Source organism: Mesorhizobium japonicum MAFF 303099, from assembly GCF_000009625.1.
Taxonomy (GTDB): Bacteria; Pseudomonadota; Alphaproteobacteria; order Rhizobiales; family Rhizobiaceae; genus Mesorhizobium; species Mesorhizobium japonicum.
Genome location: NC_002678.2, coordinates 1122210 through 1143530, shown reverse-complemented (window position 1 = coordinate 1143530; position 21321 = coordinate 1122210). Strand labels below are relative to the sequence as shown.

The 21321-nt window shown below is 62.8% G+C and carries 19 protein-coding genes; 18 read left to right on the top strand and 1 reads right to left on the bottom strand.

What is annotated here, in order from left to right; all coding sequences use genetic code 11:
* Window positions 1–4: 4 nt before the first annotated feature.
* From nuoF to MAFF_RS06555, 12 genes are all read left to right on the top strand, one after another.
* The gene (gene nuoF / locus MAFF_RS06610; protein WP_010910107.1) at window positions 5–1309 is read left to right on the top strand and encodes an NADH-quinone oxidoreductase subunit NuoF; all 1305 of its coding nucleotides are present in this window, start codon (window positions 5–7) and stop codon (window positions 1307–1309) included.
* Window positions 1310–1386: 77 nt separating this feature from the next.
* The gene (locus MAFF_RS06605) at window positions 1387–2082 is read left to right on the top strand and encodes an NADH-ubiquinone dehydrogenase (protein WP_044547951.1); all 696 of its coding nucleotides are present in this window, start codon (window positions 1387–1389) and stop codon (window positions 2080–2082) included.
* A gap of 73 nt (window positions 2083–2155) precedes the next feature.
* On the top strand, window positions 2156–4237 hold the full coding sequence (nuoG, locus tag MAFF_RS06600) for an NADH-quinone oxidoreductase subunit NuoG (RefSeq protein ID WP_010910105.1): 2082 nt from the start codon (window positions 2156–2158) through the stop codon (window positions 4235–4237).
* Between the two features lie 2 nt (window positions 4238–4239).
* A complete protein-coding gene (gene nuoH, locus MAFF_RS06595) occupies window positions 4240–5283 on the top strand; it encodes an NADH-quinone oxidoreductase subunit NuoH (protein WP_010910104.1) in 1044 nt (347 codons plus the stop codon).
* Entirely contained in the window at window positions 5283–5774 is a 492-nt protein-coding gene (gene nuoI / locus MAFF_RS06590) for an NADH-quinone oxidoreductase subunit NuoI (protein ID WP_032930717.1), read from the top strand. Before nuoH ends, nuoI begins: the two co-directional genes overlap by 1 nt.
* Before the next feature lie 123 nt (window positions 5775–5897).
* Window positions 5898–6518, top strand: coding sequence for an NADH-quinone oxidoreductase subunit J (locus MAFF_RS06585; protein WP_010910102.1), 621 nt, complete (start codon window positions 5898–5900; stop codon window positions 6516–6518).
* 1 nt (window position 6519) lies between these two features.
* Window positions 6520–6828, top strand: coding sequence for an NADH-quinone oxidoreductase subunit NuoK (gene nuoK, locus MAFF_RS06580; RefSeq protein WP_010910101.1), 309 nt, complete (start codon window positions 6520–6522; stop codon window positions 6826–6828).
* A gap of 10 nt (window positions 6829–6838) precedes the next feature.
* Window positions 6839–8812 carry an NADH-quinone oxidoreductase subunit L gene (gene nuoL / locus MAFF_RS06575; protein ID WP_010910100.1) on the top strand — a complete coding sequence of 658 codons (1974 nt, stop codon included), beginning with the start codon at window positions 6839–6841 and terminating at the stop codon, window positions 8810–8812.
* Window positions 8812–10317, top strand: a complete 1506-nt coding sequence (locus MAFF_RS06570; RefSeq protein WP_010910099.1) for an NADH-quinone oxidoreductase subunit M — start codon at window positions 8812–8814, stop codon at window positions 10315–10317. The genes nuoL and MAFF_RS06570 overlap by 1 nt, the downstream gene beginning before the upstream one ends.
* An 18-nt stretch (window positions 10318–10335) precedes the next feature.
* Window positions 10336–11772: an NADH-quinone oxidoreductase subunit NuoN gene (gene nuoN / locus MAFF_RS06565; RefSeq protein WP_010910098.1), complete on the top strand. Its 1437-nt coding sequence runs from the start codon at window positions 10336–10338 to the stop codon at window positions 11770–11772.
* Window positions 11773–11776: 4 nt separating this feature from the next.
* On the top strand, window positions 11777–12598 hold the full coding sequence (locus MAFF_RS06560) for a biotin--[acetyl-CoA-carboxylase] ligase (RefSeq protein WP_010910097.1): 822 nt from the start codon (window positions 11777–11779) through the stop codon (window positions 12596–12598).
* A gap of 33 nt (window positions 12599–12631) precedes the next feature.
* Entirely contained in the window at window positions 12632–14302 is a 1671-nt protein-coding gene (locus MAFF_RS06555; protein WP_010910096.1) for a ribonuclease J, read from the top strand.
* A gap of 17 nt (window positions 14303–14319) precedes the next feature.
* Here the strand turns inward: MAFF_RS06555 and MAFF_RS06550 are convergent, their stop codons facing one another.
* Window positions 14320–15114, bottom strand: a complete 795-nt coding sequence (locus MAFF_RS06550) for an MBL fold metallo-hydrolase (protein ID WP_244420732.1) — start codon at window positions 15112–15114, stop codon at window positions 14320–14322.
* A 228-nt stretch (window positions 15115–15342) separates the two neighbouring features.
* On the opposite strand from MAFF_RS06550, the gene mce reads away from it, so the two are divergent.
* The 6 genes from mce (at window position 15343) to MAFF_RS06520 (ending at window position 20399) form a co-directional block, all read left to right on the top strand.
* On the top strand, window positions 15343–15747 hold the full coding sequence (mce, locus tag MAFF_RS06545) for a methylmalonyl-CoA epimerase (protein ID WP_010910094.1): 405 nt from the start codon (window positions 15343–15345) through the stop codon (window positions 15745–15747).
* The gene (locus tag MAFF_RS06540) at window positions 15744–16028 is read left to right on the top strand and encodes a DUF1467 family protein (protein WP_010910093.1); all 285 of its coding nucleotides are present in this window, start codon (window positions 15744–15746) and stop codon (window positions 16026–16028) included. The genes mce and MAFF_RS06540 overlap by 4 nt, the downstream gene beginning before the upstream one ends.
* A 654-nt stretch (window positions 16029–16682) precedes the next feature.
* Window positions 16683–18011, top strand: coding sequence for a proline--tRNA ligase (gene proS, locus MAFF_RS06535; RefSeq protein WP_010910092.1), 1329 nt, complete (start codon window positions 16683–16685; stop codon window positions 18009–18011).
* On the top strand, window positions 18008–19294 hold the full coding sequence (locus MAFF_RS06530; protein WP_010910091.1) for a lipoprotein-releasing ABC transporter permease subunit: 1287 nt from the start codon (window positions 18008–18010) through the stop codon (window positions 19292–19294). The genes proS and MAFF_RS06530 overlap by 4 nt, the downstream gene beginning before the upstream one ends.
* Window positions 19246–19974 (top strand): ABC transporter ATP-binding protein, encoded by a 729-nt coding sequence (locus MAFF_RS06525; RefSeq protein ID WP_010910090.1) that lies wholly within the window; start codon window positions 19246–19248, stop codon window positions 19972–19974. Before MAFF_RS06530 ends, MAFF_RS06525 begins: the two co-directional genes overlap by 49 nt.
* 131 nt (window positions 19975–20105) lie before the next feature.
* Entirely contained in the window at window positions 20106–20399 is a 294-nt protein-coding gene (locus MAFF_RS06520) for a GYD domain-containing protein (RefSeq protein WP_032930708.1), read from the top strand.
* Window positions 20400–21321: the final 922 nt, after the last annotated feature.

Sequence of the window (21321 nt, the reverse complement as noted above, 5' to 3'; positions counted from 1 at the left end):
AAAAATGCTTCAGGATAAAGACCGCATCTTCACCAACATCTACGGCCTCTTCGACAAGTCGCTGGCCGGCGCCATGGCTCGCGGCGCCTGGGACAACACGCCCGGCATCGTCGCCAAGGGGCGCGAGTGGATCGTCAACGAGATGAAGGCGTCCGGCCTGCGCGGCCGTGGCGGCGCAGGCTTCCCGACGGGCCTCAAATGGTCGTTCATGCCCAAGCAGAGCGACGGCCGGCCAAGCTACCTCGTCATCAATGCCGACGAATCCGAGCCTGGCACCTGCAAGGACCGCGACATCCTGCGCAACGACCCGCACACGCTGGTCGAGGGCGCGCTGCTCGCCGGCTTCGCCATGGGCGCGATTGCCGCCTACATCTATGTGCGCGGCGAATTCATCCGCGAGCGCGAGGCGCTGCAGCGTGCCATCGACGAGGCCTATGAGGCCAAGCTGATCGGCAAGGGCAACACGTCAGGCTACGATTTCGACGTCTACATGCATCACGGCGCCGGCGCCTATATCTGCGGCGAGGAGACGGCGCTGCTCGAAAGCCTGGAAGGCAAGAAGGGCCAGCCCAGGCTGAAGCCGCCATTCCCGGCCAATGTCGGCCTCTATGGCTGCCCGACCACCGTCAACAATGTCGAGTCGATCGCAGTGGCGCCAACCATCCTGCGCCGGGGCGCGGCCTGGTTCTCGTCCTTCGGCCGGCCCAACAATGTCGGCACCAAGCTGTTCTGCGTCTCCGGCCACGTCAACAATCCGTGCACCGTCGAAGAGGCGATGTCGATCCCGTTCCGCGAGCTGATCGAGACGCATTGCGGCGGCATTCGCGGCGGCTGGGACAATCTGCTGGCGGTCATTCCCGGCGGTGCCTCGGTGCCGCTGGTGCCGGCCGAGCAGATCATCGACACGCCGATGGATTTCGACGCGCTGCGCGACCTCAAATCCGGCCTCGGCACCGCGGCCGTCATCGTCATGGACAAGTCGACCGATGTCGTGAAGGCGATCGCGCGGCTGTCCTACTTCTACAAGCATGAGAGCTGCGGCCAGTGCACGCCGTGCCGCGAAGGCACCGGATGGATGTGGCGGGTGATGGAACGGCTGGTGCGCGGCGAGGCGCAGAAGCGCGAGATCGACATGCTGCTCGACGTCACCAAGCAGGTCGAGGGCCACACGATCTGCGCGCTGGGCGATGCGGCGGCATGGCCGATCCAGGGCCTGATGCGGCATTTCCGCGGCGAGGTGGAGCGGCGCATCGACGAGTTTTCGCGCAACGCGCATCGGGCCGAACCGGTGATGGTGGCGGCGGAATAAAGGAATTGTGAGTGCGGGTGAAAGCCCGAAGCGAAAATAACGGGGCGGGCGAACGAAGAAACGACCGGGAGAATTCTATGGCGCCGTATTCGACACCCTATCCATTGATGCCCAATTTGGACCAGATCGAAAAGATGAACCAGGACCTGACCAGGATGATGCCGAAGGAGATGGCCAGCGCCATCAACCTTTTCGTGCACCCTGTCGCGGGCGCGGCGGCGATGTCGGCGCTCGGCATCGGGTTCGCTAATCACGCCTTCGGCGTCTGGCTGGGGGCACTCACAGGAGCCGCCGAGGCATCACAGCGCCTGATGCAGCCGCTGATCGAGGATTTCGAGGCTCGCGTCGAACAATTCGAGGACGCGAACTCGTCGTCCATCAAGGCGCGGGCGACGGCCAAGACCATGATTGCCGAGGCGCAGTCCTTCGCGCAGGAGGTCACCGATATCGCCGCCAAGGAAGCCGCCACCACGGCACCGGCGGTGAATGCGGCTCCGGCAGCCGGCGAGGCCGCCGATGTGCTGCTGCCCGAGGATTTCAGGCAGCCCAAGGCTATGGACAAGCCGGCGAAACCGTCCGACCTCAAGGCGATTTCGGGCATCGGCCCGAAGCTGGAAAAGGTGCTGAACGGGCTTGGCATCTGGACCTATGCCCAGATCGCCGCCTGGTCGCCGCAGGAGATCGCCTGGGTCGACGATTATCTGTCGTTCAACGGCCGCATCGGCCGTGACGACTGGACTGCCCAGGCGGCTGTGCTGGCCGCGAAGAAGTGAATGAAATGCCGGGTGCCGCGTCTGTCGCGCCCGGGAAATGAGATTGCGGGAAATCCGCAGGGGTTTGAAGCGAATGGCAAAGCTCAAGGTCGACGGGAAAGAGATCACTGTACCCGACCACTACACGCTGCTGCAGGCGGCGGAAGACGCGGGCGCGGAAGTGCCGCGCTTCTGCTTCCATGAGCGGCTGTCGATCGCCGGCAATTGCCGCATGTGCCTGATCGAGGTGAAGGGCGGGCCGCCCAAGCCGCAGGCCTCCTGCGCCATGGGCGTGCGCGATTTGCGCCCCGGCCCCAATGGCGAGCCGCCGGAAATCTTCACCAACACGCCGATGGTCAAGAAGGCCCGGGAAGGCGTGATGGAGTTCCTGCTGATCAACCATCCGCTGGATTGCCCGATCTGCGACCAGGGCGGCGAGTGCGACCTGCAGGACCAGGCGATGGCCTTCGGCGTCGATTCCTCGCGCTATCACGAGAACAAGCGGGCGGTCGAAGACAAGTATATCGGCCCGCTGGTCAAGACGGTGATGAACCGCTGCATCCATTGCACGCGCTGCGTCCGCTTCACCACGGAAGTCGCCGGCATTTCCGAACTCGGCCTGATCGGCCGTGGCGAGGATGCGGAGATCACCACCTATCTCGAACAGGCGATGACCTCGGAATTGCAGGGCAATGTCATCGATCTCTGCCCAGTCGGCGCGCTGACCTCCAAACCCTTCGCCTTCCAGGCGCGGCCGTGGGAACTGACCAAGACCGAATCCATCGACGTCATGGACGCCGTCGGCTCGGCGATCCGCATCGACAGCCGTGGCCGCGAAGTGATGCGCATCCTGCCGCGCGTCAACGAGCAGGTGAACGAGGAGTGGATTTCCGACAAGACCCGCTTCATCTGGGACGGGTTGCGCACGCAGCGCCTCGACCGTCCCTATGTGCGCAAGGACGGCAGGCTGGTTGCGGCAAGCTGGGCCGAAGCGTTCGCGACAATCAAGGACGCGGTGTCGAAGACGACGCCAGAGAAGATCGGTGCCATTGCCGGAGATCTCGCGGCTGTCGAGGAAATCTATGCGCTCAAGTTGCTGATGGCTTCGCTCGGCTCCAAGAATGTCGATTGCCGCCAGGATGGCGCCGCACTCGATCCGGAGCTTGGACGCGCCAGCTACATCTTCAACCCGACCATCGAAGGTATCGAGCAGGCCGACGCGGTGCTGATCATTGGCGCCAATCCGCGTTTCGAAGCCTCGGTGCTCAACGCCCGCATCCGTAAGCGCTGGCGGGTCGGCAACCTGCCGGTCGGCGTCATCGGCGATGTCGGCGACACGCGCTACGAATATGAATTGCTCGGCGCCGGGCCGGATTCGCTCAAGGATCTGGCCGACGGCAACGGCAAGTTCTTCCAGACGCTGAAGAAGGCGACGCATCCGCTGATCATCGTCGGCCAGGGCGCGCTGGCGCGCGCCGACGGCGCGGCCGTGCTCGGCCAGGCGGCGAAGCTCGCCACTGCCGTGAATGCCGCCCGCGCCGACTGGAACGGCTTTGCCGTGCTGCACAATGCGGCGGCCAGGGTCGGCGGCCTCGATCTCGGTTTCGTGCCGGGCGAGGGCGGCAAGGATGTCGCCGGCATGCTGGGCGAAACGGACGTGCTGTTCCTGCTCGGCGCCGACGAGATCGACATGGGCAAGACCGGCGGTGCCTTCGTCGTCTACATCGGCACGCATGGCGACCACGGCGCGCATCGCGCCAATGTCATCCTGCCGGCAGCTGCCTACACGGAAAAGTCGGGCACCTACGTCAACACCGAAGGGCGCGTGCAGCAGACCAACCGCGCCGGCTTCGCCCCGGGCGACGCGCGCGAGGACTGGGCGATTCTGCGGGCCCTGTCCGACGTGCTGGGCAAGAAACTGCCATTCGATTCGCTGCCGCAACTGCGCGCCAAACTCTATGGCGAGTACCCGCATCTGGCCCGCATCGATCAGGTCGCGGCCGGCAATGCCGAGGACATCGCCGGCGTGGCGAAGCTCGGTGGGCGGCTGAACAAAGGCACCTTCACCTCCCCGGTCAAGGATTTCTATCTGACCAACCCGATCGCGCGGGCATCGGCCGTGATGGCGGAATGCTCGGCACTGGCCAAGAGCGGCTTCAAGCAGGCGGCGGAATAAGCATGGACACCTTCTTCTCCTTCTACGTGCTGCCGGCGCTGCTGATCCTTCTGAAGTCGGTCGTGCTGATCGTGGTGCTGCTGATCTTCGTGGCCTACATCCTCTACGCCGACCGCAAGATCTGGGCGGCGGTGCAGTTGCGCCGTGGCCCGAACGTTGTCGGCCCCTGGGGTACGCTGCAGGCCTTCGCCGATCTGTTGAAATTCGTCTTCAAGGAACCGGTCATCCCGTCCGGCGCCAACAAGGGCGTGTTCCTTCTGGCGCCGCTGGTGTCGGCGGTGCTGGCGATTTCGGCCTGGGCGGTCATTCCGGTCAACCAAGGCTGGGCGATCGCCAACGTCAATGTCGGCATCCTCTATGTCTTCGCCATCTCCTCGCTTGAGGTCTATGGCGTGATCATGGGCGGCTGGGCATCGAACTCGAAATATCCGTTCCTCGGCGCGCTGCGTTCGGCCGCGCAAATGGTGTCCTACGAAGTCTCGATCGGCTTCGTCATCGTCACCGTGCTGCTCACCGCCGGCTCGCTCAATTTGTCCGACATTGTGCTGTCGCAGCATGATGGAATCGGCACCAGGCTTGGCTTGCCCAACACCTTCCTCGACTGGAACTGGCTGGCGCTGTTTCCGATGTTCATCATCTTCTTCATCTCGGCCCTGGCCGAGACGAACCGGCCGCCCTTCGACCTGGTCGAAGCCGAATCGGAACTGGTCGCCGGCCATATGGTCGAATATTCGTCGACGCCGTTCCTGTTGTTCTTCCTCGGCGAGTATGTCGCCATCGTCCTGATGTGCGCGCTGGCCACCATCCTGTTCCTTGGCGGCTGGCTGCCGCCCTTCGACTTCGTGCCCTTCACCTGGGTGCCCGGCGTCATCTGGTTCGTGCTGAAGGTCTGCTTCGTGTTCTTCGGCATTTCGATGGTGAAGGCCTTCGTGCCGCGCTACCGCTACGACCAGCTGATGCGGCTGGGCTGGAAGGTGTTCCTGCCGATCTCGCTGTTCATGGTGGTCGCCACTGCAGCGTTCCTCAAGATCACGGGGTTTGCGTGATGTCCGCTTTGTCCCAGGCCGCAAAATCGCTGCTTCTGCAGGATTTCGTCAGCGCGTTCTTCCTGTCGATGCGCCAGTTCTTCGCGCCGAAGGAGACGATCAACTACCCGCACGAGAAGGGGCCGGTCAGCCCGCGCTTCCGGGGCGAGCACGCGCTGCGCCGCTACCCCAATGGCGAGGAACGCTGCATCGCCTGCAAACTGTGCGAGGCGATCTGCCCGGCGCAAGCCATCACCATCGAGGCCGGCCCGCGCCGCAATGACGGCACGCGCCGTACGGTGCGTTACGACATCGACATGGTGAAGTGCATCTATTGCGGCTTCTGCCAGGAAGCCTGCCCGGTCGATGCCATCGTCGAGGGGCCGAATTTCGAGTTCGCGACGGAAACGCGCGAGGAGCTCTATTACGACAAGGACAAGCTGCTGGCGAATGGCGACCGGTGGGAGCGTGAGCTGGCGCGCAACATCTCGTTGGATGCGCCGTACCGCTGATATTTGACGCATGGACGAGGCGAGGGGCCTCGTCTAAGGAACACGCAACTTGACGACCGGAGGCGGTCGCAGAAATCAAACAGGACGAGCGTCCTGTTTGAACAGGAACCCGGGGGAACCCCAATGCTGAGTGGACTAGAGGCGGCCTTTTTCTACCTCTTCGCCTTTGTCGCCGTGGCGTCGGCGTTCATGGTCATTTCATCGCGCAACCCCGTGCATTCGGTGCTGTTCCTGATCCTGACCTTCTTCAACGCCGCGGGCCTATTCATGCTGACCGGCGCCGAGTTCCTGGCGATGATCCTGCTCGTCGTCTATGTCGGCGCGGTCATGGTTCTGTTCCTGTTCGTCGTCATGATGCTCGACGTCGACTTCGCCGAAATGAAAGAGGGTGCGCTGCAATACGCGCCGATCGGCGCGCTGGTCGGGCTGATCCTGGCGGCGGAGCTGATCATCGTGCTGGGCGGCTACACATTCGCGCCGAAGCTGGCCGCGACGGTGTCGAAGCCCATCCCCGATCTCGCCACGCGCTCCAACACGGCCGCGCTCGGCGACATCCTCTATACCGACTACCTCTACTACTTCCAGATTTCGGGCCTCATCCTGCTGGTTGCCATGATCGGCGCCATCGTGCTGACGTTGCGCCACAAGGAAGGGGTCAAGCGGCAGTCGATCGCAGCCCAGGTCGGCCGCACGCCGGCCACCGGCATGGAAATCCGCAAGGTCAAGTCGGGCGAAGGAGTCTGAGATGGTCGTGGGCATCGCACATTATCTGACCGTATCGGCTGTTCTGTTCACGCTCGGCGTGTTCGGCATTTTCCTGAACCGCAAGAACGTCATCGTCATCCTGATGTCGGTCGAGTTGATCCTGCTTGCGGTCAACATCAACTTCGTCGCCTTTTCGGCGGCGCTCGGCGATCTGGTCGGCCAGGTGTTCGCGCTGTTCGTGCTGACGGTCGCGGCGGCTGAAGCCGCAATCGGACTTGCCATTCTCGTCGTCTTCTTCCGCAACCGCGGCTCGATCGCGGTCGAAGACGTGAACATGATGAAGGGTTGACGGAACCACCATGTATCAGGCCATCGTCTTCCTTCCCCTGCTCGGCTTCCTGATCGTCGGCCTGTTCGGCACGTCGCTCGGCGCCAAGGCGTCCGAATACATCACCTCCGGTTTCCTGGTGATTTCGGCTGTGCTGTCGTGGGTCGCCTTTTTCAGCGTCGGCTTCGGCCATGGCGAGGTGTTCACCGTGCCGGTGCTGCACTGGATCCAGTCCGGCGGGCTGGACGCCTCCTGGGCGCTGCGCATCGACACGCTGACGGTGGTGATGCTGGTGGTGGTCAACACCGTGTCGGCGCTGGTCCATATCTATTCGATCGGCTACATGCACCACGATCCGAACCGGCCGCGCTTCTTCGCCTACCTGTCGCTGTTCACCTTCGCGATGCTGATGCTGGTGACGGCCGATAACCTCGTGCAGATGTTCTTCGGCTGGGAAGGCGTGGGTCTCGCCTCCTACCTGCTGATCGGTTTCTGGTACAAGAAGCCGTCGGCCAATGCCGCGGCCATCAAGGCCTTCGTCGTCAACCGCGTCGGCGATTTCGGCTTCGCGCTCGGCATTTTCGGCGTGTTCGTGCTGTTCGGGTCGGTCAATCTCGGCACCATCTTCGCCAATGCGGCGACGTTCGCTCCGGCCGAAGGCGCGCCGCAAGGTGCTGCCGTGCTGACCTTCCTTGGCCATGCGCTGGACAAGCAGGCGGCCATGACCGTCGTCTGCCTGCTCCTGTTCATGGGCGCCATGGGCAAGTCGGCGCAGGTGCCGCTGCACACCTGGCTGCCGGACGCCATGGAAGGCCCGACGCCGGTCTCCGCACTCATCCACGCCGCTACCATGGTGACGGCGGGCGTGTTCATGCTGGCGCGGCTGTCACCGCTGTTCGAACTGTCGCATTCGGCGCTGACCGTGGTGACCTTCATCGGCGCCTTCACCGCCTTCTTCGCGGCGACCGTCGGTCTGGTCCAGAACGACATCAAGCGCGTCATCGCCTATTCGACGTGCTCGCAGCTCGGCTACATGTTCGTGGCGCTCGGCGTCGGCGCCTATGGCGCGGCGATCTTCCATCTGTTCACGCATGCCTTCTTCAAGGCGCTGCTGTTCCTCGGTTCCGGCTCGGTCATCCATGCCGTCTCCGACGAGCAGGACATGCGCAAGATGGGCGGTCTGAGGTCGCTGATCCCGACCACCTACTGGATGATGGTGATCGGCACGCTGGCCTTGACCGGCGTCGGCATTCCTGTGACCGTCATCGGCACCGCCGGCTTCTTCTCCAAGGACGCCATCATCGAAAGCGCCTTTGCCGGCCACAATTCGGTTGCCGGCCTCGCCTTTGTGCTGCTGGTCATCGCCGCCTGCTTCACCTCCTTCTACTCCTGGCGGCTGATCTTCATGACCTTCCACGGCGAGCCCAGGGCGAGCCATGAGGTGATGCATCATGTGCATGAATCGCCGCCGGTGATGCTGGTGCCGCTGTTCGTGCTGGCCGCCGGCGCGCTGTTTGCCGGCATCATTTTCCACAATTCCTTCATCGGCGAAGGCTATGCCGAGTTCTGGAAGGCGTCGCTGTTCACGCTGCCGGACAATCACATCCTGCACGAAATCCACGAACTGCCGCTGTGGGTCGAACTGGCGCCCTTCATCGCCATGCTGATCGGCTTCGCGGTGGCCTGGAAGTTCTACATCCGCTCACCGGAATTGCCCCGGAGCGTCGCCGCCAACCATCGCTTGCTCTACGCCTTCCTGCTCAACAAGTGGTATTTCGACGAACTCTACGACTTCCTGTTCGTGCGGCCCGCCAAGCGCCTTGGCCATTTCCTGTGGAAGACCGGTGACGGCACCGTCATCGACGGGCTTGGGCCGGATGGCATTTCGGCGCGCGTCGTCGATGTCACCAACCGCGTCGTCAAGCTGCAAACCGGCTACCTCTACCACTATGCCTTCGCCATGCTGATCGGCGTTGCCGCACTCGTCACCTGGATGATGCTCTGATGACCGCCTGGCCAATCCTCTCGCTGGTCACCTTCCTGCCGCTGGTTGGTGTGCTGCTTATCCTGTTCATCCGGGATGATAGCGAAAACGCGCGCCGCAACATTCGCGCCATCGCGCTGTTGACGACGACATTTACCTTCATCATCTCGGTGTTCATCTGGACCGGCTTCGACAATTCGCAGTCCGGCTTCCAGTTCGTCGAAAAGGCCGCCTGGCTCGACTCCGGCATTTCCTACCACATGGGTGTCGACGGCATTTCCATGCTGTTCGTCATCCTGACGACGTTCCTGATGCCGCTCTGTATCCTGGCCTCGTGGGAAGCGATCGAGAAGCGCGTCAAGGCCTACATGATCGCCTTCCTGCTGCTCGAAACGCTGATGATCGGCGTGTTCTGCGCGCTGGATATCGTGCTGTTCTACGTTTTCTTCGAAGCCGGCCTGATCCCGATGTTCATCATCATCGGTGTCTGGGGCGGCAAGCGGCGCGTCTACGCGTCGTTCAAGTTCTTCCTTTATACGCTTGCCGGCTCGGTGCTGATGCTGCTCGCCATTATGGCGATGTTCTATCAGTCGGGCACGACCGACATTCCAACGCTTCTGACGCACAGCTTCCCGGCCAACATGCAGACCTGGCTATGGCTCGCCTTCTTTGCCTCCTTCGCGGTGAAGATGCCGATGTGGCCGGTGCACACCTGGCTGCCCGACGCGCACGTCGAGGCGCCGACGGCGGGCTCGGTGATCCTGGCCGCAATTCTGCTTAAGATGGGTGGGTACGGCTTCCTGCGCTTCTCGCTGCCGATGTTCCCGCTGGCGTCGGAAATGTTCGCGCCGCTGGTGTTCACGCTGTCGGTCGTCGCCATCATCTACACCTCGCTGGTGGCGCTGATGCAGGACGACATGAAGAAGCTGATCGCCTATTCGTCCGTCGCCCATATGGGTTTCGTCACCATGGGCATCTTCGCCATGAACCAGGAAGGCGTGCAGGGCGCCATCTTCCAGATGCTCAGCCACGGCCTCGTTTCCGGCGCGCTGTTCCTGTGCGTCGGCGTCATCTATGACCGCATGCACACGCGTGAGATCGCCGCCTATGGCGGCCTGGTCAACAACATGCCGAAATACGCCACCGTGTTCATGGTCTTCACCATGGCCAATGTCGGCCTGCCCGGCACCAGTGGCTTCGTCGGCGAGTTCCTGACCATGCTCGGCGTGTTCCGGGTCAACACCTGGGTGGCGTTCTTCGCCGCCACCGGCGTCATCCTGTCGGCGGCCTACGCGCTCTGGCTCTACCGCCGGGTGATCTTCGGCGCGCTGACCAAGGACAGCCTGAAGGGGCTGCTCGACCTGTCGCTGCGCGAGAAGGTGATCATCTACCCGCTGGTCGCGCTGGTCATCTTCTTCGGCGTCTATCCCGCTCCCGTCTTCGATGCGACGGCCCAATCGGTCAAGTCGCTCGTCACCAATGTCACCGCATCCATCGGCGCCGCGCAAACCGCGGCGGCGAACTGACCAGGGGTTTTGCGAACCATGACGCCGGACCTTCTCTCCAGCCTGTCGCTCTCGACGCCCGAGCTGATCCTTGCCATCGGCGCGCTCGCGCTGCTGATGGTCGGCGCCTATTCGCGCGCCAACACCGCCAATACGGTGACCGGCCTTGCCGTCGCCGTGCTGGTGGTCGCCGGCGTCTGGCTGATCTTTTCCACGGGGCAGGGCAGCGCCTATGGCAATGCCTTCATCCAGGATCCCTTCTCCCGCTTCATGAAGGTGCTGGCGCTGGTCGGCTCGGCGGTGACGCTCGTCATGTCGATGCGCTTTGCCAAGGCGGAGCGTTTCGACAAGTTCGAATATCCGGTGCTGATCCTGCTGTGCACGCTCGGCATGATGCTGATGATCTCGGCCAACGGCATGATCGGGCTCTATCTCGGCCTCGAACTGCAGTCGCTGGCGATCTACGTGCTGGCGGCGATCAACCGCGACAATCTGCGTTCGACCGAGGCGGGCCTGAAGTATTTCGTCCTTGGCGCGCTGTCGTCGGGCATGCTGCTCTACGGCATCAGCCTGGTCTACGGCTACACCGGCAACACCGGTTTCCAGGAAATCGCCTCGGCGCTCGGCAGTGGCCAGCGCCAGCTCGGTCTCGTTTTCGGTCTGGTCTTCGTGCTTGCCGGCCTTGCCTTCAAGATCTCGGCGGTGCCGTTCCATATGTGGACGCCCGACGTCTATGAAGGCGCACCGACGCCCGTGACCGCCTTCCTGGCGGCAGCCCCCAAGATGGCGGCAATGGCATTGATCGTGCGCGTCACCATGGGCGCTTTCAAGCCGATCGCCGCCGACTGGCAGCAGATCATCGTCTTCATCTCGATCGCCTCGATGGCGCTCGGCGCCTTCGCCGCCATCGGCCAGAGCAACATCAAGCGGCTGATGGCCTATTCCTCGATCGGCCATATGGGCTACGCGCTGGTCGGCCTTGCCGCCAACAGCCAGGCCGGCGTGCGTGGCGTCGCCATCTACATGCTGATCTATCTGGTGATGACGCTGGGCACCTTCGCCTTCATCCTCGCCATGCGGCGCAAGGAAGGCAATGTCGAACAGATCAGCGACCTGGCCGGGCTGTCTTCGACCAACCCGATCATGGCGACGATCCTCACCATCCTGATGTTCTCGCTGGCCGGCATTCCGCCGCTCGCCGGCTTCTGGGGGAAGTGGTATGTCTTCCTCGCCGCCATCAACGCCAACCTCTACGCGCTGGCGATCATCGGCGTGCTGGCCTCGGTGGTGGGCGCCTATTACTATCTGCGCATCATCAAGATCATGTGGTTCGACGAACCGGTCGGCGGCTTCGTGCCGATGGCCAGCGAATTGCGTGTCGTGCTCGGCGTCTGCGGCGCCTTCGTGCTGTTCTATGTGCTGATCGGCGGACCGATCGGCACCTATGCCGAAGCCGCCGCCAAGACATTTTTCTGACGGGATGGCATTTCGGCTGGCCCCAACCTCGTTGTCGGAAGGGTTCCGGCTCGAGGCCCATGACAGCGTCGGCTCCACCAACACGGTGGCGCTGGACCACGCAAGGGCAGGCGACCCGGGCAGGCTGTGGGTCGTTTCCAAGAAGCAGGAAAGCGGGCGTGGCCGGCGCGGCCGCGCCTGGGTGTCGCCTGAAGGCAATCTCGCGGCGACCCTGCTCGTCATCACCGGTGGTGAACTGCGCCTCGCCGCGACGCTGGGTTTCGTCGCCGGCCTGTCGCTTGCCGACGCACTCGACGCCGTGGTGCCGAAAGGCCGCGTCGCCGTCGGGCTTGATGGCGCGAGCCAGGGACAAAACCGTTTCGAGCTGAAATGGCCGAACGATGTGCTTGCCTCGGGCGCGAAGCTCGCCGGCATCCTGCTGGAGTCGGCGATACTGGAGGGTGGCCGCTTTGCGGTGGCGGTCGGCATCGGCGTCAATGTGGTGGCGCACCCTAAGGATTTGCCTTATCCCGCGACATCGCTGCAGGCTCTGGGCGCGACATGCGATGCCGAGACGCTGTTCCTGGCGCTGTCCGATGCCTGGAGCGAGAATGCCCGTCTGTGGGATGAAGGCCGCGGCCTCTCTGCCGTCAGGCGGCGCTGGCTGGCGCGCGCGGCGGGACTTGGCGGCGAGGTTGCCGTCAGAATTGACGGTAATGTGGTGCGTGGGGTGTTCGAGACCATTGACGAGGACTGCCGTTTCGTGATCCGCGACGATGAGGGGACTGTCCTGACGATCGCGGCCGGCGACGTGCATTTCGGCGCAGTGGCGTCCGCTCGGGTATAATGGGCTGGCCTGAGGGCCAGGAAGGGAAAAATCATGGCGAAAGCGGAAAACGCCGAACTCGTCTTCGTGCCGCTCGGCGGCGTCGGCGAGATCGGCATGAACTTCGCCCTCTACGGCTACGGCCCGCCGAGTGCGCGCGAATGGATCGTCATCGATGTCGGCGTCACCTTTCCCGACGCGGCGCATCCGGGCGTCGACCTGATCCTGCCCGACACGCGCTTCATCGAGGAAAACCTCGCCAATCTGCGTGGCATCATCATCACCCACGCGCATGAAGACCATTACGGCGCGCTGCTCGACACCTGGCCGAAGCTGAAGGCGCCGGTATGGATGACGCCGTTCAGTGCCGGGCTGCTGGAAGCCAAGCGGCAGGGCGAGCAGGGGGCACCGAAGATTCCGCTTACGATCTATCGGGCCGGCGAGAAATTCACCGTCGGTCCGTTCGAGATCGAAGCCATTCCGGTGGCGCACTCGATCCCCGAGCCGATGTCGCTGGCCATCACCACGCCGGCCGGCACCGTCATCCACACCGGCGACTGGAAGATCGATCCTGAACCGACGATCGGGCCGAAGACCGACGAGGCGCGGTTTCGTGCCTATGGCGACAAGGGCGTGCTGGCGCTGATCTGCGATTCGACCAATGCGCTGCGGGAAGGGGAATCACCGTCGGAAGTGGCGGTTGGCGAGGGGCTCAAGGGCGTCATCCAGAGTGCCGTCGGCCGGGTCGCCGTGACAACCTTCTCCTCCAACGTCGGGCGTATCGTCTCCATTGCCAAGGCGGCGCGCGATGCCGGCCGCCAGTGCCTGGTGCTCGGCCGCTCGCTGAAGCGCGTCATCGATGTCGCCGACGAGCTCGGCTATATGGACGGCCTGCCGGAGTTCATTGCGGAGGAGGATTTCGGCTTCATCCCGCGCGAAAACCTGGTCATCATCTGCACCGGCAGCCAGGGCGAGCCGCTGGCGGCGCTGGCGAAACTGTCGCGCGACGAGATGAAATCGGTGTCGCTGACGGCGGGCGACACGGTGGTGTTTTCCTCACGCACCATTCCCGGCAACGAGAAGGCGATCCTCGAGATCAAGAACCGCCTCATCGATCTCGGCATCAAGATCATCGAGGACGGCGACGCGCTGGTACATGTCTCCGGCCATCCCCGGCGCAGCGAGTTGCGCAAGATGTATGAATGGGTGCGCCCGCAGATCGGCGTTCCCGTGCATGGCGAGGCGGCGCATCTGGTGGCCCAGGGATCGCTGATGTCGACATCCGGCATCGGCCAGGTGGCGCAGGTGCGCGACGGCGACATGCTGCGGCTTGCTCCCGGCCCCGCCACCATCATCGACCAGGTGCCGTTCGGCCGCATCTACAAGGACGGCAATCTGATCGGCACCGACCAGGCGATGGGCATTCGCGACCGGCGCAAACTGTCCTTTGCCGGCCATGTCGCGGTCAATGTCGTGCTCGACGACAAATACGAACTGGCCGGTGATCCCGATCTGGTCGCCATCGGCGTCGCCGAGGCCGACGCCAGCGGCGAGACGCTGGAGGATCTGATGATCGATGCGGCCGTCGGTGCGGTCGATTCGATTCCCCGCCAGCGGCGCAAAGACCTCGACCTGGTTCAGGAAGCGGTGCGGCGCGCGGTGCGCGGCGCTGCCAACGAAGCCTGGGGCAAGAAGCCACTGGTTACGGTTTTCGTCACCAGGTGAGGGGCGGCAGCGGTTCGCTACCCGTTCAGCTGATAGCTGACCGGAAGCCAGCGAAAAGAACCGTTCACCGATTCGATGTAGCCCAGGCCTGGAAACGGCATGTGATGGCCGGCAACCAGCAGGCGCTGGTCCGCCGCCATCTTCAGCAAACGCTTGCGCGTCTCAATCGCCCGTTCCTTGTCATCATCGAAATCCGCATGCCACTCCGGATGCTGGATGGACACGACATAGTGCAGGAACGCATCCGACCAGATCAGCAATCGCTGGCCGCCGCTTTCGACGAGAAATGCCAGCAGGCCGGGGGAATGGCCTGACGCGTCGATGGCGGTAATGCCCGGCAGCACCTCATCTCCAGGCGCTATGAACGTTGCCCGGTCAGCCAGCCCGGTGCAAATCTGCCGGAACAGATCACGGTTGGCCAACCTGGCCGCGCGCACCGCTGTTGCCTCGGTCCAGAAAGCGAATTCAGCCTTGCCGAACACATAGCGTGCCCGGCCGAAAACGGGTTTGCCGTTGCTGATAAGCCCACCGATGTGGTCCGGGTGGCCGTGGGTGATGACCACCACATCGATATCATCAGGCCCGAGCCCAAGGTCCTGCAAGCAGTCCAGGAGTGAACTGCCCTCATCGCCGCATCCGGTATCGAACAGAATCCTTTCGAATCCGGTGTCGATCAGCGTCGGGATGAAACAATGCTCGAATCGATCCCGGTCGATGAAGTTCGAGACCGCGAGTTGATGCACCGCGGTTGGCGGCTGTCCGGCCGCGAAAGCTGCCGCGAGGTTGTCTCTGATGTCGACAGCGTCGAGCAAGGCAGCAATCTTGAATGAGCCGAGATCGAAGGTGAAAACGCGGGCGCGGGCAGGGCGGATGTAAGACATTGCCGTTTGTACTTTGCGGTCGCCGGCCGGAATAGCCTCGATCGTGATTCGGCAGAATGTTCACCAAAGTGCGACAGTGCGCGCCTGGTGAATGGCTGTTGATCTCAGCCGATTTGCCGTATGACGCCAGCCACTGGACAGAAGAGAGATAGCTCGCACATGCTTGGACGCCTCAACCATGTCGCGCTTGCGGTGCCGGATCTGGCCGCTGCCGTTGCCGTCTACCGCAACACGCTTGGCGCCGAAGTGACGGAGCCGCAGGCTTTGCCGGAGCATGGCGTTACGGTGGTGTTCGTCAATGTCGGCAACACCAAGATCGAGTTGCTGGAACCGCTGGGCGAGGGCTCTCCGATCGCCGCGTTCCTGGCCAAGAACCCGTCGGGCGGCATGCATCATCTCTGCTACGAGGTCGACGACATCCTGGCTGCGCGCGACCAGCTCAAGGGCGCCGGCGCGCGCGTGCTGGGCGACGGCAATCCGAGAACCGGCGCGCATGGCAAGCCGGTGCTGTTCCTGCATCCGAAGGATTTCTTCGGCACGCTGATCGAACTGGAGCAATCATGAGCTGGGTTTCGTTCACCGCCCTGTTTTTCGCGACCTGGTGGGTGGTGCTGTTCGCCGTGCTGCCGTTCAGCGTTAGGACGCAGGACGACGATCATGACGTGACGCTGGGCACGGTTCCAAGCGCGCCGCGCGGGCCGCATATGCTGCGCGCGGTGATCCGCACCACCATCGCCACGGCGATCCTCATGGGCATTTTCTATGGGCTGACGCACGGGCTCGGCTACAGCCTCAACGACATCCCGCATATCGTGCCGGATTTCGGCCAGACCCCGGCGAAATAGATCGGCCGCCAAGGGTACTCTTACAGTATTGGTAAGCTGCGGACGGGGTTTGAGACGCCGCCGTGCTCCGCAGTCGCATGCCTGCTGACGCCGCGTCATGTGGCTTGGCAACTCGCCAAGCTAACCGGATGATTGCACAAAAAAAATGCAAGGCACGAGGCCTTGCAATTAAACGCGTCCGATCTGTTTCCGGTTTCCGGCGGCAGCGAGTAACCGCGCCTAGATCGCATCCTCCCAAGACTTTGACCGCGTAGGAGGGCAGATTTTTCTCCGCCCTCTCGGTTATCGCGGCACACTAGCCTAAGCCGAATGAAAATGTCACGAAGAATTTTGCCTCGAAACAGGCATTCTCGTGCTGCACTGCACAATAGTGTGGCATGCTTTGCTTGGGAAACGACCAGCAAGGCTCGGCGGAGCCTTTGCGGCATGTTCTGGATTGACGCGCGCAAAGAATTGGCGGCCAAATCCGAAGAGGTTTGTCAGGCTCGATGCCGGCGCGGCCTGGTCCGGAAACCGGAGTATTCTGGGCCGTAGCGCGCTGATGTGCCGCCATGCCCGGGTTTCCATTCCGTCATGAAATGGCTATGAAGCCGGGGCAAGCAAGCCTGCGTCGCGCCGATTCTGGCGTGGCCGTTCTCATTCACGGACCAGTCCATGCGTTTGTCGCGCTATTTCCTGCCTATCCTCAAAGAAAATCCGCGCGAGGCCGAGATCGTCTCACATCGGCTGATGCTGCGTGCCGGCATGATCCGCCAGCAGGGGCAGGGCAGTTTTTCCTGGCTGCCACTTGGCAAGCGGGTGCTGGACAAGGTCTGCCAGATCATCCGCGAGGAGCAGAACCGCGCCGGCGCGCTGGAGATCCTGATGCCGACCATCCAGTCGGCCGATCTGTGGCGCGAAAGCGGCCGCTACAATGACTATGGCAAGGAGATGCTGCGCATCAAGGACCGCCAGGATCGCGACATGCTCTACGGCCCGACCAACGAGGAAATGGTCACCGAGATCTTCCGCGCCTATGTGAAATCCTACAAGGATTTGCCGCTCAACCTCTACCACATCCAGTGGAAGTTCCGTGACGAGGTGCGGCCGCGCTTCGGCGTCATGCGTTCGCGCGAGTTCCTGATGAAGGACGCCTATTCCTTCGACCTCGACTTCGAGGGCGCGAGGTCTGCATACAACCGGATGTTCGTCTCCTACCTCAGGACCTTTACCCGCATGGGCCTGCAGGCGATTCCCATGCGCGCCGACACCGGGCCGATCGGCGGCGACCTCAGCCACGAATTCATCATCCTGGCCGATACCGGCGAAAGCCAGGTTTTCTGCCATCGTGACTATCTTTCGCTTGCCGTGCCGGGCGCCAATACCGATTTCGCCAATGACGGCGAGATCGCGGATATCGTCAAGACATGGACGACGCCCTACGCCGCCACCGACGAGATGCATGACGAAGCCGCCTGGGAAAAGGTGCCCGAGAGCGACAAGGTTTCGGCACGCGGCATCGAGGTTGGCCACATCTTCCATTTCGGCGAGAAGTATTCCAAGCCGATGGGCGCCAAGGTGACCGGACCGGACGGCAAGGACCATTTCGCCTCCGGCGGCTCCTACGGCATCGGCCCGTCGCGCCTGGTCGCGGCGATCATCGAAGCCAGCCATGATGAGAACGGCATCATCTGGCCCGACGCCGTGGCGCCGTTCGACATCGGCCTGATCAACATGAAAGTGGGCGACGCCGATTGCGACCGTGTCAGCGAAGAGCTGAATGCCGCCTTCACCGCGGCCGGCAAGGATGTTCTCTATGACGACACCGACCAGCGGCCGGGCGGCAAGTTCGCCACAGCCGACCTGATCGGGCTGCCCTGGCAAGTGATCGTCGGACCGCGCGGCGTGGCCGCCGGCGAGGTCGAGATCAAGAATCGCAGGACCGGCGAACGCGAAACGCTGCCCATCGCCGACGCGAAAAAACGCTTTGGTGTCGCCGCATGAGCGAGGCGGCGGCGGCAAGATCGGCGGGCGCCGGCCCGTTCTCCTTCTTCGAGCGCACGGTTGCCTGGCGCTATTTGCGCTCGCGGCGCAAGGAGACGGTGATCTCGGTCATCGCCTCGATCTCTTTCCTCGGCATCATGCTGGGGGTGGCGACGCTGATCGTCGTCATGGCCGTGATGAACGGGTTCCGCGCCGAACTTTTGACGCGCATCCTTGGCGTCAACGGCCATCTGATCGTGCAGCCGCTCGATTCGCCGCTTGAGGACTACGCCCAGGTCGCCGGCCGCATCAACGGCGTGCCCGGCGTCAAATACGCCATTCCGCTGATCGACGGCCAAGTGCTGGCGCAAGGCAATGTCGGCGGCGGCACCGGCGCGCTGGTGCGCGGTATCAGGGGCGAAGATCTCGGCAAGATCGCCATCGTCGCCAACAACATCAAGCAGGGTTCGCTCGCCAGTTTCGATTCGGGCGAGGGCGTCGCCATCGGCAAGCGCATGGCGCAGAATCTCGGCCTGACGCTCGGCGACACCATCACGCTCATCTCGCCCGATGGCGACGTGACGCCGATCGGCACGACGCCGCGCATGAAAGGCTACAAGATCGCGGCGATCTTCGAAGTCGGTATGTCGGAGTATGACACGTCCATCGTCTACATGCCGTTCTCCGAAGCGCAGCTCTATTTCAACATGGATGGCCGCGCGCAGACGATCGAAATCTATGTCGACAATCCCGACAATGTCGACGCGCTGAAACCGAAGGTGGAAGAGGCGGCGCAGCGGCCGATCGACATGGTCGACTGGCGCCAGCGTAACGAGACGTTCTTTTCCGCCCTGCAGGTCGAGCGCAACGTCATGTTCATGATCCTGACGCTGATCGTGCTGGTGGCGGCGCTCAACATCATTTCGGGACTGATCATGCTGGTGAAGGACAAGGGGCACGACATCGCCATCCTGCGCACCATGGGCGCCTCGCGCGGCGCCATCCTGCGCATCTTCCTGATGACGGGGGCGGCGATCGGCGTCACCGGCACGCTCGCCGGCGTGCTGCTCGGCGTCGTCATCTGCACCAACATAGAATCGATCCGCCAGTTCTTCTCCTGGATGACCGGCAAGGTGCTGTTCAATCCGGAGCTCTATTTCCTCAGCCAGCTGCCGGCGAAGATGGATCCGCGCGAGACGACCTATGTCATCATCATGGCGCTTGGGCTGTCCTTCCTGGCAACGGTGTTTCCGGCATGGCGGGCGGCTCGCCTCGATCCGGTCGAAGCCTTGAGGTACGAGTAGTGGCCGAGGTCATTATCGAGCTGAAGAGCGTCGAGCGGCACTATGTCCAAGGGCCGCGCAAGCTCACTATTTTGAACGGCGCCGATTTCTCGCTGAAGCGCGGCGAGATGGTGGCGCTGGTGGCGCCATCGGGCACCGGCAAGTCGACGCTGCTGCACACGGCAGGCCTGCTGGAGCGCCCCGACGCCGGCGACGTGATCCTGGCTGGACGGGCCTGCGGGCGGCTCTCCGATGATGAACGCACTGCGATCCGCCGCAACGATGTCGGCTTCGTCTACCAGTTCCATCATCTGCTGCCGGAGTTTTCCGCGCTGGAAAACATCATGATGCCGCAGCTCATCAAGGGCCTGCCGCGCAAGGAAGCGGCCGAGCGCGCCGCGCAACTGCTCGACTATATGCAGATCGGCAAGCGCGCCTCGCACCGTCCGTCCGAACTCTCCGGCGGCGAACAGCAACGCGTCGCCATTGCCCGCGCCGTGGCCAACGCCCCGCTGGTGCTGCTGGCGGACGAGCCGACCGGCAATCTCGACCCGGTCACCGCCTCCTATGTCTTCGAGGCGCTGGGCGCGCTGGTCAAGCAATCGGGCCTCGCGGCGCTGATCGCCACCCACAATCACGAGCTGGCATCGCGCATGGACCGCCGCGTCACGCTCGCCGACGGCAAGGTCGTGCCGCTTTAGGCTGTGCAATGGTGCGCGATGGCGTGTCCGGCCGCCTGTGGTTCGCACACCCGGCTCGTGTTATCGTAGGGCTATGGGAGACGGCGGACGCGCCGTGAGTGCCCGCCCGCTCCCCACTGTGGGAGGAACCAATGGCTTACTACGTATTGCTGTCGAATTTCACAGATCAAGGTATCAAGACCATAAGGGATACTCAGAAGCGTGCTGAGGCCTTCAAGGCGATGGCCAGCAAAAGCGGTATCAAGGTTCACACCCTGTTGTGGACACTTGGCCAATATGATGTCGTGGCGATTGCCGAAGCGGACGATGACATTGCAGCGACGGCACTAGCTCTGTCGATCGCATCGCTAGGCAACATAAGAACTCAGACACTGAGGGCGTTCGACACGGCAGATATGGCCAAGATAATGGCAAAGATGGCCTGACAGGTGTCGCTGCCGTGCGCGGGCGATCCAAGCCGGCGCCATGGGTTAGAGGCAGAAAATTTGTCCCTTGGCTGGCAGCAACCAGTCGCTCAAATGGTGCGGCGGCAACTGGTTGCGCCAGCGGAGGCAGCCTTTGCGTCCGAGGCGCAACTTGGGAAAGCGACCGGGACCAAGCCAATAGCCAAAACTCCGAAAACCCGCCAAGCCACTGCAATACTCTCCACAGCCACAGGCGAAATATCACGAGAAATTTGCCAATGACGAGGGTACTTTGGTGAGAAGGATGCATCGTCCTCCCCAAAGTCGCGTGGGAAAATGACCAAGCGGCCGAGGTAAAGGTCGGCGCCCATGTCCGGGGCGCGTTGCGGTTGGATAGTGGAGAGCAGGTGGCCAGACCAACTGGCCAGGCACGCGCGAAATGGCGTGATCGCAGAACCGCTTCGGCGTGATACGATCCGGGCACTCGCTGGTCGGAGGCCACCGTGAAAAAGATCGTTTTCGGGGTTGCGGCGTTGCTACTTTTGGTAGCCGTCCTGACGGCCGTCTATTCATTGATCTTCGGTTGTCCGCATGGCGGTTCATACCGGTGCGTACAGGGCTTCAACCGGGAAGTCTGTGGCTGCCCGCAATCGTAGCTTTCGCGGCGCTCCTGTCGCGAATGGCCCGGAACCCTCAGTAGGCGATAGCAGCTTCACCCGCCCCTTCCAGCGGACGGTTAACCTTTCACTAACCGTGCCAAATTGCCCCTCTGCCTCCTATATCTCCAGCGTGTTGACATTGAAACAAAATTAGAACAAATTGCGAACATATCAACAACAGGAGAGAGTTATGACCGATCTGGTTCAGGATGTCATCTCACTGGTTTGCATGAGCACCTTCCTCATTTCCATGGCGATCTGGATCGGCGCCATGTGATCTGGCG

Bases quoted from the DNA above. Each gene is read 5' to 3' on its own strand.
- MAFF_RS06560 (WP_010910097.1), top strand. From the start codon at position 11,777: ATGGCATTTCGGCTGGCCCCAACCTCGTTGTCGGAAGGGTTCCGGCTC.
- MAFF_RS06525 (WP_010910090.1), top strand. From the start codon at position 19,246: ATGGCGGGCGGCTCGCCTCGATCCGGTCGAAGCCTTGAGGTACGAGTA.
- MAFF_RS06520 (WP_032930708.1), top strand. From the start codon at position 20,106: ATGGCTTACTACGTATTGCTGTCGAATTTCACAGATCAAGGTATCAAG.
- nuoG (WP_010910105.1), top strand. From the start codon at position 2,156: ATGGCAAAGCTCAAGGTCGACGGGAAAGAGATCACTGTACCCGACCAC.
- MAFF_RS06585 (WP_010910102.1), top strand. From the start codon at position 5,898: ATGCTGAGTGGACTAGAGGCGGCCTTTTTCTACCTCTTCGCCTTTGTC.
- MAFF_RS06605 (WP_044547951.1), top strand. From the start codon at position 1,387: ATGGCGCCGTATTCGACACCCTATCCATTGATGCCCAATTTGGACCAG.
- nuoK (WP_010910101.1), top strand. From the start codon at position 6,520: ATGGTCGTGGGCATCGCACATTATCTGACCGTATCGGCTGTTCTGTTC.
- MAFF_RS06530 (WP_010910091.1), top strand. From the start codon at position 18,008: ATGAGCGAGGCGGCGGCGGCAAGATCGGCGGGCGCCGGCCCGTTCTCC.
- MAFF_RS06540 (WP_010910093.1), top strand. From the start codon at position 15,744: ATGAGCTGGGTTTCGTTCACCGCCCTGTTTTTCGCGACCTGGTGGGTG.
- MAFF_RS06555 (WP_010910096.1), top strand. From the start codon at position 12,632: ATGGCGAAAGCGGAAAACGCCGAACTCGTCTTCGTGCCGCTCGGCGGC.
- proS (WP_010910092.1), top strand. From the start codon at position 16,683: ATGCGTTTGTCGCGCTATTTCCTGCCTATCCTCAAAGAAAATCCGCGC.
- nuoI (WP_032930717.1), top strand. From the start codon at position 5,283: ATGTCCGCTTTGTCCCAGGCCGCAAAATCGCTGCTTCTGCAGGATTTC.
- nuoF (WP_010910107.1), top strand. From the start codon at position 5: ATGCTTCAGGATAAAGACCGCATCTTCACCAACATCTACGGCCTCTTC.
- nuoN (WP_010910098.1), top strand. From the start codon at position 10,336: ATGACGCCGGACCTTCTCTCCAGCCTGTCGCTCTCGACGCCCGAGCTG.
- mce (WP_010910094.1), top strand. From the start codon at position 15,343: ATGCTTGGACGCCTCAACCATGTCGCGCTTGCGGTGCCGGATCTGGCC.
- nuoL (WP_010910100.1), top strand. From the start codon at position 6,839: ATGTATCAGGCCATCGTCTTCCTTCCCCTGCTCGGCTTCCTGATCGTC.
- nuoH (WP_010910104.1), top strand. From the start codon at position 4,240: ATGGACACCTTCTTCTCCTTCTACGTGCTGCCGGCGCTGCTGATCCTT.
- MAFF_RS06570 (WP_010910099.1), top strand. From the start codon at position 8,812: ATGACCGCCTGGCCAATCCTCTCGCTGGTCACCTTCCTGCCGCTGGTT.